Origin of the sequence: Hoeflea phototrophica DFL-43, from assembly GCF_000154705.2 — a bacterium.
Lineage (GTDB): Bacteria > Pseudomonadota > Alphaproteobacteria > Rhizobiales > Rhizobiaceae > Hoeflea > Hoeflea phototrophica.
The window spans coordinates 2,452,605-2,469,551 of the sequence record NZ_CM002917.1; the positions used below are offsets into that span (position 1 = coordinate 2,452,605).

At 58.8% G+C, this 16,947-nt stretch carries 11 protein-coding genes; 3 read left to right on the plus strand and 8 right to left on the minus strand.

What is annotated here, in order from left to right; translation table 11 throughout:
* Positions 1 to 126 precede the first annotated feature (126 nt).
* The 3 genes from HPDFL43_RS11705 to HPDFL43_RS11715 all read right to left on the minus strand — a co-directional run bounded on the left by HPDFL43_RS11705 (position 127) and on the right by HPDFL43_RS11715 (position 6,537).
* Positions 127 to 3,429, minus strand: coding sequence for an SPOR domain-containing protein (locus tag HPDFL43_RS11705; RefSeq protein WP_007197554.1), 3,303 nt, complete (start codon positions 3,427 to 3,429; stop codon positions 127 to 129).
* A gap of 60 nt (positions 3,430 to 3,489) precedes the next feature.
* Positions 3,490 to 5,250, minus strand: coding sequence for an arginine--tRNA ligase (gene argS, locus HPDFL43_RS11710; RefSeq protein ID WP_007197555.1), 1,761 nt, complete (start codon positions 5,248 to 5,250; stop codon positions 3,490 to 3,492).
* Between the two features lie 75 nt (positions 5,251 to 5,325).
* Positions 5,326 to 6,537: a deoxyguanosinetriphosphate triphosphohydrolase gene (locus tag HPDFL43_RS11715; RefSeq protein WP_040450125.1), complete on the minus strand. Its 1,212-nt coding sequence runs from the start codon at positions 6,535 to 6,537 to the stop codon at positions 5,326 to 5,328.
* A 207-nt stretch (positions 6,538 to 6,744) separates the two neighbouring features.
* Here HPDFL43_RS11715 and erpA point away from each other — a divergent pair, with 207 nt between their 5' ends.
* The 3 genes from erpA to HPDFL43_RS11730 all read left to right on the plus strand — a co-directional run bounded on the left by erpA (position 6,745) and on the right by HPDFL43_RS11730 (position 8,294).
* Positions 6,745 to 7,080 (plus strand): iron-sulfur cluster insertion protein ErpA, encoded by a 336-nt coding sequence (erpA, locus tag HPDFL43_RS11720; protein WP_007197557.1) that lies wholly within the window; start codon positions 6,745 to 6,747, stop codon positions 7,078 to 7,080.
* Positions 7,081 to 7,121: 41 nt separating this feature from the next.
* On the plus strand, positions 7,122 to 7,904 hold the full coding sequence (gene xth / locus HPDFL43_RS11725) for an exodeoxyribonuclease III (protein WP_007197558.1): 783 nt from the start codon (positions 7,122 to 7,124) through the stop codon (positions 7,902 to 7,904).
* Positions 7,905 to 8,018: 114 nt separating this feature from the next.
* Positions 8,019 to 8,294, plus strand: a complete 276-nt coding sequence (locus HPDFL43_RS11730) for a hypothetical protein (protein ID WP_052093190.1) — start codon at positions 8,019 to 8,021, stop codon at positions 8,292 to 8,294.
* Between the two features lie 97 nt (positions 8,295 to 8,391).
* Here HPDFL43_RS11730 and HPDFL43_RS11735 read toward each other — a convergent pair whose 3' ends face one another.
* From HPDFL43_RS11735 to HPDFL43_RS11755, 5 genes are all read right to left on the minus strand, one after another.
* A complete protein-coding gene (locus tag HPDFL43_RS11735) occupies positions 8,392 to 9,189 on the minus strand; it encodes a tetratricopeptide repeat protein (protein ID WP_007197561.1) in 798 nt (265 codons plus the stop codon).
* Positions 9,176 to 10,900, minus strand: a complete 1,725-nt coding sequence (gene ilvD, locus HPDFL43_RS11740) for a dihydroxy-acid dehydratase (RefSeq protein WP_007197562.1) — start codon at positions 10,898 to 10,900, stop codon at positions 9,176 to 9,178. The genes HPDFL43_RS11735 and ilvD overlap by 14 nt, the downstream gene beginning before the upstream one ends.
* Before the next feature lie 294 nt (positions 10,901 to 11,194).
* The gene (locus HPDFL43_RS11745) at positions 11,195 to 12,463 is read right to left on the minus strand and encodes an outer membrane protein transport protein (protein WP_007197563.1); all 1,269 of its coding nucleotides are present in this window, start codon (positions 12,461 to 12,463) and stop codon (positions 11,195 to 11,197) included.
* A gap of 460 nt (positions 12,464 to 12,923) precedes the next feature.
* Positions 12,924 to 15,767, minus strand: a complete 2,844-nt coding sequence (locus HPDFL43_RS11750; RefSeq protein ID WP_007197564.1) for a valine--tRNA ligase — start codon at positions 15,765 to 15,767, stop codon at positions 12,924 to 12,926.
* A 264-nt stretch (positions 15,768 to 16,031) separates the two neighbouring features.
* Entirely contained in the window at positions 16,032 to 16,904 is an 873-nt protein-coding gene (locus HPDFL43_RS11755) for a PopZ family protein (RefSeq protein WP_007197565.1), read from the minus strand.
* Between the last annotated feature and the right edge of the window lie 43 nt (positions 16,905 to 16,947).

Genomic DNA, 16,947 nt, shown 5'->3' on the forward strand with positions numbered 1-16,947 from the left:
GGATCCGGTCGCGAACAAAACTAAACCCCCACTGCGGAAGCGAGGCCGCCCGGTCTCCAGCACACGTGAAAAGGCCGCACATCGCTGCACGGCCTTTGTCAAATTGCGTTGCCTGCGCTTCATCCGTTAGCGGGACACGAAGCAGCTTCCACCGGCAGCCTTGTAGCGATTGCACAGCGCATTGGCTTCACTGCGCTCACCAGCCGGGATGCGAACCCGGTGGAAAATGCCCTTACCCGGAATATCGGCCCGCTGGATGTCGACACTGCGCCCGCCGAGCACGCTGCTGTAGCGGCTCGACAGGGTCTGCCAGGATGCCTGTGCGCCTTCCGCAGTCGGCTGTGAGGCAATCTGCACATAATAGCCGCCGGGATTGGCGGCAGGTGCTGCCGGCGCACTGGCAACTTCCACTGGCTGCGTTGCGGCCTCGACTGGCTGCGTTGGTGCAGCAGGCGCCGTTGCGGACGGCGCCGCCACATTGCCGCCTTGTGTAACCGTTCCGACCACATTGACCGGTTGTTCAGCCGGACGGCCCTGAGGCACAGGAGCCCGGATCGGCTGCGTGGTCACGACGCGGACAGGGGCGACTGTTCCTTCGCTCGACGGTTGGGCCGTTGGCTCGGCGAGAGCCACTTCCGTGCTTTCCCCAGCAGGTGCCGCGGTCGCCGGGGCAGTCGGAACCGGATCAGCAGCAGCCGCCGTCTCCTGCGCCGTCTCGGCCGCTCCAGCGGCCGGCTCAGCTGCCTGCCCGGCAGTCTCTGCGGCCGGCTCAACAGTTTCCGGCGTACCCTCCTCGCGCGCAACGATTGACCCATCGGGCCTTACGACCATGGTCCGGACCCGCCGTGGCGACACCACTGGAGCACCGGCAGCCACGCCGGCAGCAGCATCAGAAGCACCATCAGCAGTCAGACGCTCTTCCGATTTGACGGTCGGCTCCTCGTTGCGACCTTCAAGAGGCAGCACGTCCGGATCGAGCGTGCGCTGAACCACATCGATCGGCTCTTCGGCTGTATTGACCAGCGAAGGCTGGCCCGATTGTGTTCCGTCACCGCCGGCCACGCGATCATAAACCGCCTTGTCCTGGTTGGGCACGGTCACTCCGCCCGGATTTTCCGGCAGAACCTTCACCGGCTCCTTATCCGCCCGGATGATCCGCGGACCATCATCAACAGCGCTTTCGCCGCCCGACATGATTGACCAGCCGAATGCGCCAACGCCTGCCAAGACAGCCAGACCAAGAACAGCCAACGCCACCACAGGGCCACGCGAACCACTTTGTTGCGCAGCCTCGCTCTCTTGCGGACCGCCGTCAAAACCGCTGCCCGAAGACCTGGGGGCATCCACGCCGTCCCCAGCGGTTTGATAGGGCGGGGAAACATGGAGATCGCCGTCACCGAGCTCACGTTCGAGCGCGGCATAATCATTCGATTGCTCGGCGCGGGCTGCCGCATCAACGTTTTGCCCCCAACCGGGTTCAACCATTGACTCAGCGCCAACACCGCCCACCGCGGCCTGGTTCGACCGTGAGGCCACAGGCGCAATTTCCGGCTCAAGGATGTCCGCAAAATCACGTTCAATTTCGCTTTCGAAATCCGGATCGACCGACTGCGGCTCATCATCTGGAAGATCGGGAACGTCGATGTAATTGACGGCCTCGACCGTCTCTTCGGGTTCCGTGATCATCCCTGAATCAAAGAAGAAGCCTTCATCAGCGGCGCTTTCTGAATCTGGCTCAGTTTCGATGCCCGAAAGCCAATCGCCATCAACCTGGTCCATGCTTTCGACGGGCTGAGAAGCATTGTTGACAACCTGGTTGCCAGGGGTTTCCTCCATCATCAAATCCTTGAAGGCCTCAGCCATCTCGTCTTTGTCGGTTTCGTAGCCGTAATCATCCAAGGTCTCGGCGACCGCAGGCTCTTCGACCATCGCCATGGCAGCTTGCGCACCGTCAGACACCGGATTGGCTGCGGCGAGTTCAGGGTCGACCACCGCCTCAGCCAGCACCTGTTCAAGATCAAATTCAAGCTCACCGCCTCGCCCAGCATCATCGCCGGACGAAATCGCTCCAGGCTCAGGTGCTCCGAAAAGATCTTCAAGCTCATCGCTCATCTCTTCGCTGACGCCAGCTTCGAAATTGTCCTCCACAAACTCGTTCTCAACGGCGGCACGGGCTATGGCATCATCCTGGGCGAAATCGGCAAGCAAATCCTCTGCGGCTTCGTCAAACAGGAAATCGTCTTCAAGTGCAAAAGGGTCGTCAAGCTGCGTGTCGGCATCACCGGCCACGCCAGCCTCGATCACGGCATCTGCTTCATATCCGGTCCCTTCCGGTCCGACAGGAGCTGTTGCGGAACCCGTCTGCTCAACAGGTTCATCGTTGCCACCAAACGGCGCATAATTGGCAGGATCCATACTGACCTGATGCTCGAACACGTCGAGTTCCGCGGAAAGGTAATCCTCAAAATCGATTTCAGCCGGACGGACATCGCGCTCAGTTCCATCAGGGATGGCAACATCGGAGAACTCAGAGGCATCTGCAGTCTCGACAGGACCCGCTTCCGCTTCCGCGCCAGGCCACTCTGCACCATCATTCAATTCCGGCTCTGAAGCCGACCCCAGTGCCTGGGGCACCATCGCCGCTGGCTCTGCCTGGCTTACCTGGCCTGCAGACTCCGCAGCAGCCTTGGGCGCACTCTCCGAACCGTCACCATGGTCGGGCAGTTCGTATTTGAATATGTCGGCCAGCACATCATCGTCCGACAAATCCGGCGAAGACGGCGCGGCGGGCTGTGCGACGTCCTGACGGGAATCTTCTGCAACCGGAGTCGCATCGGCAGGCTGCGCAGCCTCCATGCCGGTTATGGCCGTCTGATCCTGTTCGGGCTCAAAAAACGCCTCCAGGTCCGGTCCGCCGGTTTCTGCGTCTCCGCTGATATCGGCATCGACCGCATCCCAGCCAACAAGACCGGCTTCGGCATTGCTCCCGTCGTCCTCAGCCAAGCCTGCTGCCAGCGGCGCAGCGGCGTCAGTGTCCGGACCTTCAAAGGGATCTTCGAGTGTAACTTCGGATGAATCTTCGGGCTTGTTGTCTAGCCACGACGAATCCAGCTCGAAACCCTCATCAAATGGCTGATTTTCCGGTGCAACATCAAGCTCGGCAGCTTCGGGTTCCACAGCCACGCTGGGCGGCAAATCCCTGCTTTCATCAAGCTCGTCAAAACCATCCAGCGGAAGCACATCGAGTTCGCGCATCAACTCGGATTCGAGATCGAAGTCGCTCGCCTCGGCTTCGCGCGAAGCCTCTGGGGCAACATCCTTGTCCTCCGGCCGCTCATAGCCAATGATCCGCGCCAGCTCCGCCAGCGGGTCGTCGGTTTCGACATCGGGATTGGGAGCCCGTGTGTTGCGTTCCAATTGATCAGCCATTCTTCACTCACATACTCTAGAGCATTTTACTGCCAGAGCAATGTGGGGAAAAGGTGACGTTTAGCGCATCTCTTCCGGAGCATCAGTCCCAGTAATCGAAAGACCGGACTTCAACACCGACGCGACTGCGTACACCAAACCCAACCTGGCAACTGTGGAGTGTCGGTTTTTATCGTTAACAAACCGCAAACCTGGTTCATCACGCCCCTTATTCCAGTGCGCATGCAGCATACTGGCAAGATCATAGAGGTAAAATGCAACCCGGTGTGGCTCCTGGCCAGATGCCGCGGCCTCAAGCATCCGCGGGTATTCGCCGAGCTTTGCGATCAGAGCCACTTCGCTCTCATGGCTCAGTTCTGACAGGTCCGCTGCGCCAAGCGCCTCGGGTGAGATATCCAGGTCCGGAAACACTTCAAGCGCCTGCCGCATCACCGAGGCGCAGCGTGCATGTGCGTACTGGACATAGAAAACCGGATTGTCCTTGGATTGCTCCGTCACCTTGGCGAAATCGAAGTCCAGCGATTCCGAGCTCTTGCGGTAGAGCATCATGAAGCGCACGGAATCGCAGCCGACCTCTTCGACCACGTCGCGCAAGGTCACGAAGTCGCCAGAACGCTTCGACATCTTCACCGGCTCGCCATTCCGGTAGAGCTTGACCAGCTGACACAGCAGCACCGTGAGTTTTGTTTTGCCTTCCGAAACGGCCCTGTTCACAGCTTCGAGGCGCTTGACATAACCACCATGGTCGGCGCCTAGGACATAGATCATTTCCGAGAAGCCACGGTCGAACTTGTCCTTGAAGTAAGCAACGTCGGCGGCAAAGTAGGTGTAGGAACCGTCCGATTTCATCAACGGACGGTCGATATCGTCCCCCACCTCGGTGGAGCGGAACAGCGTCTGCTCGCGATCTTCCCAGTCTTCAGGCAATTGCCCCTTCGGTGGCGGCAGCGTTCCCTTGTAGACGTGCCCCTTGAAGGTCAGGTCGTTGATGGCGGTGCGGATTTTGGCCGCGCTGCCAGCATGCAGGGAACGCTCCGAGAAGAACACATCGTGGTGCACATTGAGGGTGGCAAGATCATCGCGGATCATCACCATCATCGCATCAATTGCGCGGTCCTTGAGGATGCCAAGCCATTCTTCTTCGGGCATATTGTGCAAGCGCGGCCCGAAATCAGCGGCGAGCGCCTGGCCCACCGGGACGAGGTAATCGCCCGGATAAAGCCCGGGCGGAATCTCCCCGATGTCCTCTCCAAGGGCTTCGCGATACCGCAGAAAGACCGAACGGGCCAGGACATCAATCTGCGAACCGGCGTCGTTGACGTAGTATTCCTTGGTCACATCAAAACCGGTAAATGCCAGCAAATTGGCCAGGGCATCACCAACAACTGCACCGCGGCAATGGCCAACATGCATCGGACCGGTCGGGTTGGCGGAAACATATTCAACATTGACCTTGAGGCCGTCACCAAGATTTGAGCGGCCAAAATCAACGCCCTTGCCAATGACATCGGCCACCAAACGCTGCCAAAATGTTGGTGTCAGCCGGAAATTGAGAAATCCGGGGCCTGCGACAGAGGTCTCAGCAACATCCGCATCACCAGAGAACTGCGCTGCAATTTGCTCGGCAAGAGCGCGCGGGTTCACTCCCAGCGGCTTGGCCAAAACCATGGCCGCATTGGTCGAGATATCGTCATGCGCCGGATCGCGTGGCGGCTCCACCGCAAGCCGTGCGAAGTCAACCGCTTCGCCCTTTTCCCTCACGGCATCAAGCGCCTGAACAGCCGTCTTGATTCTCTCTTCAAAGTCTTTGAACACGTTCATGGTCGAAATCCGGATATGGCAGGGAACGTGGCGCTATGGCGCCATCTCTGGCTCTGGAGGCGAGCTTGCCGCTGCCTATCGCAATTCAGGTGTACGGTCAAACAAACGCCGGTGCTCTGCGATCGCATAGGTGTCGGTCATCCCGGCGATGTAATCTCGCACGCGATGCGCAAGCTTGGCCTCAGCCATATCGGAAAACCCGGTCCCCGCGTGCTTGTGACCCATTGCTGCCGGATCGGACATGAAGGCAGAAAACAGGTCATTCACAATCCGGGTCGCATTGGCCCGCACCCGCATCACATCGGGGTGGCGGTAGAGATGCCTGTACAGGAACGCTTTGATGTCGCGATCGGCTGCAACGAATTCATCGGAAAAATGCGCCATCGTTTGTCCGGCAAGCCGGACATCATCTGCGGATTCGGGCTTTATGTCTGCGAGACTGGCCTGGGCGACGGCAATGACATCCTCAACCATCGCGGTAATCTGGCGGCGCATGATTTCGTGGAGCAGCCGCGGCTCTTCCAAACCCGGATAGCGGCCACGTACTTCAGACAGCAAGCCCGCGATCAGCGGGAGGTCTTCGAGCATGTCCATTGTGATAAGCCCGGAGCGCAATCCATCATCGATGTCGTGAGTGTTGTAGGCGATGTCATCGGCAATGGCTGCAACCTGGGCTTCAAGACTCGAATGGCTGCCAAGCCACAAATCGTGACGCTCATTGTAACGTAGAATCGACTCCGGCACGGCCTTGCCATCGCTGCCATCCCCGGTAAGCGGCCCGTTGTGCTTGACCAGCCCCTCAAGCATTTCCCAGGTCAGGTTGAGACCATCAAATTCGGCATAGCGCTGCTCGAGCTCGGTGACGATCCTGAGCGATTGGGCATTGTGATCAAACCCGCCCGCATCCGCGAGCAGTTCCGACAGCGCGTCCTCGCCGGTATGGCCGAATGGCGTGTGACCGAAATCATGAACCAGCGCCACGCCTTCGGCCAGATCCTCGTCAAGCCGGAGCGCCCGGGCCAGTGACCGGGCAATCTGCGCCACCTCGATCGTATGGGTCAGCCGGGTACGGTAATGATCCCCCTCATGGGCGATGAACACCTGGGTCTTGTGCTTGAGCCGGCGGAACGCCGTGGTGTGGACAATCCGGTCCCGGTCGCGCTGAAACTCCGACCGGGTCGGGCTCACAGGCTCTGCGATCAGCCGTCCGCGGCTGGACCAGGGATCGGCGGCCCAGGGCGCACGCGCTCCGGTTCCAAAACCAAGCTGCTTGACGTCGTAACTCATGGCAATCCCGTTGGCAGGCGCTTTTCCCACCTTCTGCATTTCCGCCCTGCCCGCACCGCCCGGGCCATTCAAATCACCCCGCTCCCCACACAACGCCTTGCAAGCAGTTGCATCGAAGCATTGACGCCGGGCCAGCGCCTTCATACCTATAGTAAGACTGATTTGAAACACATCTCTGCCGGACCTTGAACCCGGCCAGGAGGTTCAATGACTGAAACAGCTACTGTGACGCTGTCGGAATCGGCCGCGCGGCGCATCAAGGAGATCGTCTCCGCCGAACAAGGCAAATCCGCCTTGCGCGTCTCCGTCGAAGGCGGCGGGTGCTCGGGCTTTTCCTACAAGTTCGATCTCGACAATGAACCCGGCGAGGATGACATCGTTCTCGAACGTGACGATGCGCGGGTGCTCATCGACCAGGTGTCTTTGGTCTATATGGCGGGCTCGGAAATCGATTTTGTCGACAACCTGATGGGCCAGGCCTTCCAGATCAAGAACCCGAACGCCGTCGCGTCCTGCGGCTGCGGCACCAGTTTCTCGGTCTGAACTCGCCGTTCGCCAACCGACAACCTCAAAGGATCTCAGCCTTGAAAATCGCCACCTGGAACATCAATGGCGTCAAGGCGCGGATCGAAAATCTCCAGGCCTGGCTCAGGGAGAGTGATCCCGACATCGCCTGCCTGCAGGAGATCAAGTCCGTGGATGAGGGATTTCCCCGGCTGGAACTCGAGGCGCTGGGCTACCACGTTGAAACCCATGGCCAGAAGGGTTTCAACGGAGTCGCAATCCTGTCCAAGCAAAGCCCGGAAGAGGTCAATCGCGGATTGCCTGGTGATGACACCGACGAGCAGGCCCGTTTCATCGAAGCGGTCTTCTCAAAGGACAGCGGTGTCCTGCGGGTGGTGTCGCTCTACCTGCCCAACGGCAATCCGGTCGACACCGAAAAATTTCCCTACAAGCTGCGCTGGATGGAACGGCTTCAGGCGTTTGCCGAGGATCGGCTGGCGCTGGAAGAACCATTGGTGCTGGCCGGAGACTACAATGTAATCCCCGAACCCGTCGATTGCCACAATCCCAAGGCCTGGGAGGGCGACGCTCTGTTTCGTCCCGAATCGCGCACAGCCTTCCGGCGGCTGGAGAACCTCGGATTCACCGATGCTCTGCGCTCGGCCAATGACCAGGCCGAAACCTACACATTCTGGGATTACCAGGCCGGTGCCTGGCCCAAAAACAACGGCATTCGCATCGACCACCTCATGCTTTCGCCAGAGGCCGCAGACAATCTGGAATGGGCCAATGTCGAAAAACACGTCCGCGGCTGGGAAAAACCCTCCGACCACGTGCCGGTCGCAATCTCGCTCGGCTTTTGAGCCGCCGCTACAAGTGTTTCAGCGGCTTGGCCGCTCTCCACGCGTTCCTCTCACCGTTCGTGGCATAAGCTTGCCAACGGCCAAAAGTGGGCGCATTATATTCAAATGATGAGAATGAAATCACGATTCACAGCGATCGGCATTGGTCTTTTCACCGCGCTGATCCTTGCAGCTTCACCCGCCGCAGCCGGCGAAGAGTGCGAGTGCGTTGGCAATGGACAGAAGGTCAAGGAAGGTGGAGTGGTCTGCCTCCAGATCGGCTCATCAACACGCTACCTTGCCCGCTGCGAACGCAATCTCAACAACACCAGTTGGAAGAAGATCGCCGATGGCTGTCCCACAGCCTCGATGAGCCCCTGGTCAGGGCATGGTCAGAACCCGAACTCCTGACAATCAAATGCCAAAAGTCTTGAACCCGGTCATTGCTGGGATGGTTTCGATCCCGATGGTCAGCATCCGGAACCGGCATGTCTGATTCGAGAACCGGTCAGTTCAGACCCTTGGCGAGCATATCCTGCGCCAGCGCCACTGCGGTCCGCCGATCGGCTTCGCCAGCCAGCGAGAAAGCGCGCTCCTGCAACGCCTGGATCCAAACCCGGTCGTTTGGCGTGGACCGCTCCAATGCAGTGGTCATGAATGCCAGGCCACGCACGACCTGACCTTCCTCAAACACCACATTGCCAAGCACCGCGGCTGCAGCCGGATGGCCGCTGACACGGGCCCGGTTGAGCCATTTCTTGGCCTGCTGGATGTCATTTGCGCCACCCTTGCCTTCAAGGATCATCCGGCCGAGGCGGTACTGCGCCTCGGGAACGCCAAACGCGGAAGCCGCCTGAAAATAGAGCTGCCGTGCTGCGCCAAGATTGGGCTTCACCGGGCTGCCCGGAATTCCCGCCTGATAATAATTTGCAAGCGACAACAGGGCGTTGACGAAATAGCCAGTGTCCTGTGATCCCGGCTCCACACCCTGGCGGGCAATGTCGTCATATATCTTGAAGGCCTCATAGTCGTTCTCAATCACGCCGTCGCCATAGGCATACATGTTGGCAAGTGCCCAGCGCGCACCCGGATGGCCCTTCTCTGCAGCGTATTTGTAGGCCTCGACGGCTTCGTCCTTACGGCCCTTCTTGTAGGCCGAGAATCCAAACTTGAACAAATCAAACGGACCGGATTCGCGCGATACCCCACTGTTGGGATCAAGCGCCTGGGCCGGTCCGCCAACGCCTATCGCGGCAGCGAGAACTGCACAAAACAGACTGGTTCGGGTGCGATCAGATATCCGCATAGCACTGCTTTTCTTTTGCTCCGCCCGGATGGGTAACGGCGCCGTAACGCGCGGCCCCCACCGTCTGGGCATATTTCCACAGCACGCCCGATGCATAATCGGTTTCGCGCGCCGTCCACTTTTCCCTGCGCGCAGCCAGTTCCGCATCGGAAAGCTGCACGCTCAAAACACCATCAACAGCATCGATCTCGATGATGTCGCCATCTTCCAGGAGCCCGATCGGCCCGCCTTCCGCCGCTTCCGGGCCGACATGGCCAATGCAGAAGCCGCGCGTTGCACCGGAGAACCGGCCATCCGTGATCAATGCCACCTTGTCGCCCATACCCTGTCCATAAATGGCCGCAGTGGTCGACAGCATCTCACGCATACCGGGGCCGCCCTTGGGCCCCTCGTAGCGGATCACAAGAACGTCGCCTTCGTTATAGTCGCGATTTGTGACCGCATTGAAGCACTCTTCCTCGGAATCAAAACACCGTGCGGGTCCGGTGAATTTCAGCCGTTCCATCCCGGCAACTTTCACGATCGCCCCGTCGGTCGCAAGATTGCCCTTGAGGCCCACCACACCGCCGGTCGCGGTGATCGGCTTATCCGCCGGGCGCACCACATCCTGCTCCGGGTTCCAGGAGACCTTCTCCATGTTCTCGGCGATGGTCCGGCCCGTCACGGTCATGCAATCGCCGTGCAGATAGCCATGTTCAAGCATGGTCTTCATCAACAGCGGAATGCCACCAGCCTCGAACATGTCCTTGGCCACATATTTGCCGCCGGGCTTGAGGTCGGCAATGTAGGGCGTCTTCTTGAAGATCTCAGCCACGTCAAACAGATCGAACTCGATCCCGCATTCATGCGCAATCGCTGGCAGATGCAGCGCCGCGTTGGTCGAACCGCCCGAAGCCGCGACGACGGCCGCGGCGTTTTCGAGCGCCTTGCGGGTCACGATGTCGCGCGGACGGATCTGCTTGGCCAGCAATTCCATCACTTTTTCACCGGCCGCGTAAGCGAACCGGTCGCGGATCTCGTAAGGCGCCGGCGCGCCACATGAATAGGGCAGCGCCAGTCCGATCGCCTCGGCAACAGTCGCCATCGTGTTGGCTGTGAACTGCGCGCCGCAGGAACCCGCCGACGGACAGGCAACCTGCTCGATTTCGAGCAGGTCTTCATCCGACATATCGCCAACCGAATGCTGCCCCACGGCCTCGAACACGTCCTGAATGGTAATCTGGCGGCCGCGGAAGCTGCCTGGCAAAATAGAACCGCCATAGATGAAGATCGAGGGCACGTTCAGACGCACCATCGACATCATCATGCCCGGCAATGACTTGTCGCACCCGGCAAGACCCACGATCGCATCGTAGCAGTGACCGCGCATGGTCAATTCCACCGAATCTGCAATCAGATCGCGGCTCGCCAGGGAAGCTTTCATGCCCTGGTGACCCATCGCAATGCCATCAGTCACTGTGATGGTGCAGAATTCGCGCGGTGTGCCGTGGGCCGAAGCCACGCCTTTCTTCACCACCTGCGCCTGGCGCATCAGCGAAATGTTGCAGGGTGCGGCCTCATTCCAGCACGACGCCACGCCAACGAGCGGCTGAGCAATCTCCTCGCTCGAAAGCCCCATAGCATACAGGAACGATCTGTGCGGCGCCCGCGCCGGGCCGACCGTTGTGTAGCGGCTTGGAAGCTTGGACTTGTCGAATGCTTTGACGCTCATGAAGACCTCTGACGCGACCTGGCCATAGACCGAGCCGCGGGGGTGGAAACGAGACCTGCCCTGCGCCCCGTTTGTGGCGGGAAATAGGCATTGTGGCCCCAGGCCTTTTCATAGCAGATGCTTTGCCGAAAATGTGTTGCGGATTCGTCACAATGCGTGATCACCCGCATTTATGGCTTTGGATATGCGGTGTTTTCCGAAAAATGCCGGAGCAGTCATTTGGGCAAGTTTCCTCAAGAAACGAAAAACCCCGCCAAACGGCGGGGTTTGAAGAGTTTCGGAACTTGTTTCGGATCAGAATTTGACCTTTGCGGAGAACGAGCCCGCAGCCACCAGATCATTTCCGAATGAATAGGTGATGTTGTTCGCCTGATCGCCTCCTGCAGCTGGGGTCGATGTGCCAGACGTCAGGACACCCAATGCACCTCCGAGGCGAAGCTCCACCCTTTCAGACGGATTGAACGCCACCCCACTTGAAAACGTCCAGGTGTCGGTCTGCGTTCCGGACGTGGTGGAGGTTCCGCGATCCCAGGTCAAAGCACCGAGCACGGACACCTTGTCATTGATGCGTCTGGCCATGCCACCCGTGACAGTCCAGCCATCCTGGTAAAGTGGATCAAATGAAAGGTTTGATGACGCACCGGTTGCCGGGCTACGTCCGCCGACGATCGGAATAATTCCAAGCTTGCCCCACTCCTGCCATTTGACACCGAAAAACGCCAAAGTGTTTTCAGCAACGCCAGACTGGATTTTGAATTCCAGGGACTGAGGAATTTCTGTGGTTGCCGAGATCGGAACAATCTGAGTTCCCGGAATAACCGCACCGAAACCCGTGTTGTTCTGGGTGCCGGTCAGGTCATAATCGTACTTGGATGAGTAAACCAAAGAGGCACGGAAGGCGATTTCCGGAATCTCGTATGCTGCACCGATCCGCCAGCCCCAGGATTCTCCACCAATGTTGAACTGGCCAAGACCACTGGTGTTTGTCACACCACCCGCGGTCGTAACGCCCACATTTGCGAAATCGAGGAAGGTCTGGCGGGAGAGAAACCCATCCAGTTCCTGATAGGATACACCACCAATAATTCTGAACTGGCCCTGGCCAAGCGAAGTTTCTCCCCCTGCAAATTTGTAGGAACAGGTCAGGCCGTAATCATCGGTGTCGAGGCTGAAATCGACCGCAGTGGGCGAATAGGCGTTGTTCAACCCGTAACCGGCGTCGGCACCGACCGGCTGGGTGTAGGTTGCCAGGCAGTCCAGATTGTCGACTATCTGAAGTTTCGCACCGAGCCGGGGAACAGCATAGTCGGAATCAACATCCAACGAAGCTGTGCTGGCTGTCGGAAGCGCCGCATTGGCAACGTTTGCGCCTCTGACAACGTTGTTGATTTCACGTTGTGGCAGAACAATCGTAACCGCGGCATCGGTTGCAAACCGGGATTCATCGAAGAGCATGTCGATGTTAACACCGCCACGGTCAAAACCGCCCGCTTGCGCTGCTGACACCACTGCGACACTCGCCGCCATGGCAGCAACCGTAAATTTCAAAGAACCGCGAATCATGAATCCCCTCCAGGACGTAAAAGCTTACGAATAAGGCGATTAGGTAAGCAAATTTGCGCGATTGTAAACTGTTCAGGATACAGACCCGCCCCACACAGGAAGCACTCAACCCCAACAAATTTTGAAGAATCAGCCATCCAGTAGCAACGATAGCTAATTTTTGGAAACAGACTTAGCCGAAGAGCCCAATTTCAGCCGTAAAATCCGCCTCAAACACAATTTTGTTGCATTTCCGTCACAATTGCCAAGATATTCACCAGAGTGACCAAAAGGAGGGCACGGAGAGCAAGGCTGCAGCGCGCAAGCCTGAAATCTGTGCGAAACGAAGCTGTTCTTGATCTGGCGCTGAAATCAGACAAACACGCACTGAAGTGCAATCAGAGCACGGCCAAAGTCGAGCATGATGAAACCCGTGCGCGAGTTGCCCCCGGCATGAGCACCGCACAACATGGCCTCAGCCTCAAGAGGCCTGTACCAGCCGTTCTATCGCCTGCAGCAGCTTGTCTCGCTGCCCTTGCAGATCGACGAGTTTTTCGCGCTCGGCCTCGACGATTTCCGGCTTGGCATTGGCAACAAATTTCTCGTTACCAAGCTTGCGTTCAATCTTGTCGATCTCGCCCGCGAGCTTGTCGGCGGTCTTTTCCAGCCGCGCTTTCTCAGCACCAAGATCTATGAGATCACCGAGCGGCAGGCAGGCCGTGGCCTCACCGACAACAATCTGCGCCGAACCGCGCGGTGCTTCCACTTCAAGCCGAATTTCCGTCACCCGGGCAAGCTGCTTGATCGCCAGGTCATGGCGGACCAGGCGTTCGGCTGTCTGGGCATTGTTGCCGACCACCACCAGCGGGGCCTTGGCAGATGGTGGAACATTCATTTCAGCCCGCACCGAGCGAAGACCCGACACAAGATCGACAAGCCAGTTGATCTCTTCCGCCGCCGCCGCATCGGCAAATGACAGCTCGGGCCATTCTGCATGGCAGGCAAGCCCGGCGTTCTCTCCGGCCAGATGCGCCCACAATTCCTCGGTCATGAACGGCATGAAGGGATGCAACAGCTTGACAGATTCTGCCAGAACATACGCCGCACAGGCACGCGCCTCGACCTTTGCCGCCTCATCCTCGCCGTTGAACACCGGCTTGAGCAATTCGAGATACCAGTCACACAGCTGGTTCCAGACAAAACGGTAGAGCGCTGCCGAGGCTTCGTTGAACTTGTAGCCCTCGATCGCCTCGCGAACCTCGGCCGCGGTGCGGGTGAGTTCGGTCAGGATCCAGCGGTTGATCGTCAGTTTCGCGGAGGCAGGATCGAAAGCCGGATCGAGCACAGCTCCATTCATGTCTGCAAAGCGGGTGGCGTTCCAAAGCTTGGTGCCGAAGTTGCGATAACCCGCGATCCGGGAAGGATCGAGTTTCACATCCCTGCCCTGTGCAGCCATGATCGCCAGCGTGAACCGAAGTGCGTCGGCGCCATACTCATCGATCAGTTCCAGGGGATCGATGACGTTGCCCTTGGATTTGGACATCTTGGCACCGTTCTTGTCGCGCACCAAGGCGTGCACATAAACGGTGTGGAACGGTTCCTCGTCCATGAAGTGCAGCCCCATCATCATCATCCGGGCAACCCAGAAGAAGATGATGTCAAAGCCGGTGACCAGAACATCGGTCTGATAATAGCGCTTGAGTTCCGGCGTCTTGTCAGGCCACCCAAGTGTCGAGAAGGGCCACAGCGCAGAGGAGAACCAGGTGTCGAGCACGTCTTCGTCGCGGATCAGGATTTCACCGGGTTTGAAATTCTCGAGCTTGTCTTCGACCCAGGCCTTCCACGGCCCCTCATGGGCGATGTAATGCTGGATCGCAGCTTCAAGCGCGGTTTCCTCGTCCTTCTCCACAAACACCTGTCCGTCCGGACCGTACCAGGCCGGGATCTGATGGCCCCACCACAATTGCCGTGAAATGCACCAGGGCTGGATGTTTTCCATCCACTCGAAATAGGTTTTTTCCCAGTTCTTCGGCACGAAGTTGGTCCGGCCCTCGCGCACGCTGGCAATCGCCGGCTTGGCTAGCTCGGCAGCGTTGACATACCACTGGTCGGTCAGGAACGGCTCAATTGGCACGCCACCGCGGTCACCATGCGGCACCATGTGTGTGTGCGGCTCGATATGGTCGAGGCAGCCCACCTCTTCCATCTTGGCGACGATTTCCTTGCGTGCGGCAATCCGGTCCATGCCATCGAGCTCTTCGATAACCTCGATCAGCTTGCCTTCAACGCTCAGGCCTTCCAGGAAGTCATCATTGTCCTTGAGCGTGATTCTGGCATCCGTGGTCAGGATGTTGATCGCCGCAAGATCATGGCGTTTGCCAACCTCGAAATCGTTGAAGTCGTGCGCGGGCGTCATTTTGACAGCGCCCGTGCCCGCTTCGATGTCGGGATAGTCGTCTGCAACGATCGGAATCCTCCGCCCGACAAGCGGTAGAACCACATGTTTGCCGATCAGAGACTGATAGCGGGGATCCTCGGGATTGACCGCAATGCCGGTGTCACCAAGCATGGTTTCGGGCCGCGTTGTCGCGACGATGAGATAACCGCGCGTCTCATGACCGGCAGGTTCTCCAGCCGAGGGTTTCCAAGCGCATCTGTTGCCGTCTTCATCCAGCGCATAAGGATGCTCGTAGGTCACCCCGTCAGCCAGCGGATAGCGGAAATGCCACAGATTTCCCTTGACCTCGACCTGTTCGACTTCGAGATCCGAAATCGCCGTGAGAAGCTTCGGGTCCCAATTGACCAGCCTCTTGTCCTTGTAGATTAGCCCCTGCTTGTAGAGCGTCACAAAGACCTCAAGCACCGCCTTGGACAGTCCCTCATCCATGGTGAAGCGTTCGCGCGACCAGTCGCACGATGCGCCGAGCCGCCTGAGCTGGTTGAAGATCATCCCGCCTGACTGATCCTTCCACTCCCAGATTTTTTCGACAAATGCTTCACGGCCAATATCACGGCGGTGGATTTGCTTCTCAGCCAACTGCCGTTCGACAACCATCTGTGTTGCAATTCCAGCGTGGTCCATACCGGGCTGCCAAAGCACATCCCGGCCGCGCATGCGCTGGTAGCGCACCATGATGTCCTGGAGTGTATTGTTGAGCGCGTGCCCCATATGAAGCGAACCGGTCACATTGGGTGGCGGAATGACGATCGCATAGGAATCCGCATCGGCTTTCGCACCTGCGCCAGCGGCAAAAGCATCCGCCTCGGCCCAACGCGCCGCAATTTTTGGCTCAACAGCCGTCGAATCATAGGTTTTTTCAAGCATGGATGGAAAACCGTTTGCAGGATCGGGATATTGGGGCTCGCCCCGGTGCCTCGGATAAACCGGAACGGCCATGCGAAGTCAACAACAAGCCCCGCGGCGACATCCCGTCGCCACCGGCTTTAGCACCCGGATTTCACCAGCAGCTCAACAGGGATTCAATCCACAACTGCGCCAGCAATGCAGCTGCGGTTGCACACAGATCGCTAAATCACCGCGGAGATCAGAGGCAATCAACCCGTTCGTGTGAAGCTGACGCGCCGTACCCTAGCTGCGACTGCCGCGAGAGACACGTTCGATCTCCTCGCGCACCAGCCGCTCCACGAGCGTCGGCAAATTGTCATCAAGCCATTGCGTGAGCATCGGCTTGAGCATGCCCTCGGCAATCTCGTCGAACGAGCGGGTCTGGCCGGCTGCAATGGCAGCGCTGAGCTCACCGAAAGCCGCCGCCACTTTTTCGCCGGTGTGCAACGAGACGAGTTGTCCCCCCTGATCCGTTGCGACTCCGTCGTCCAGATCATCGGCGTGAGCCTTTTCATTTTCAGAAGCCGCTGCAAAAACTTCGGACGGGCTCTGATACCTGGTCGCCAAAGTCTCCCGGGGAGCTGTCTCAACAGGGGCATCAGACACCAGGGCCTGGCGCAATTCTTCCGCAACAGCATCGTCGATCTTGGCCGCCAAATCATCATTGACCGGTGTTGGGATTGTCGCCCCGCGATCCTGTGCAGCGCTGTGGGTCAAGATTTTTTCAGCCGCCTGATTTGCCGGGACGGCATCCGGAGCAGAGCGAACCCGCGCAGCAACATCGGCGAGTGAAATCGCTGCTCCGCCCGGCTCGTGATCATCAGAAGCGTGCTCTTGGGAGGCGTGCTCTCGGGTGGTGTGCTCTGGGCCGGATGATTCGGCCTCGTAGGTCGCGGGCTCGTCTTCATTGTCGGAGTAATCGTCTGTCGCCGCCTGCCCTTCGGAAACATCCTTGTGCGAATCATCTTGCGGCACCGCGCGGGCAGACGGCTCTTCATAGCCGTGATCCTGATCCGCCGGAGCGGCATCGGCCGGCTCGTTGTTCTCAATAATCCGGCGAATGGACGCCAGAATTTCTTCCATCGATGGTTCGCGCTGCGCGCTGGCCTGTCCCATGATTACGCTCCGTTACTCTGGTCACGGGCACATCAGTGACCGC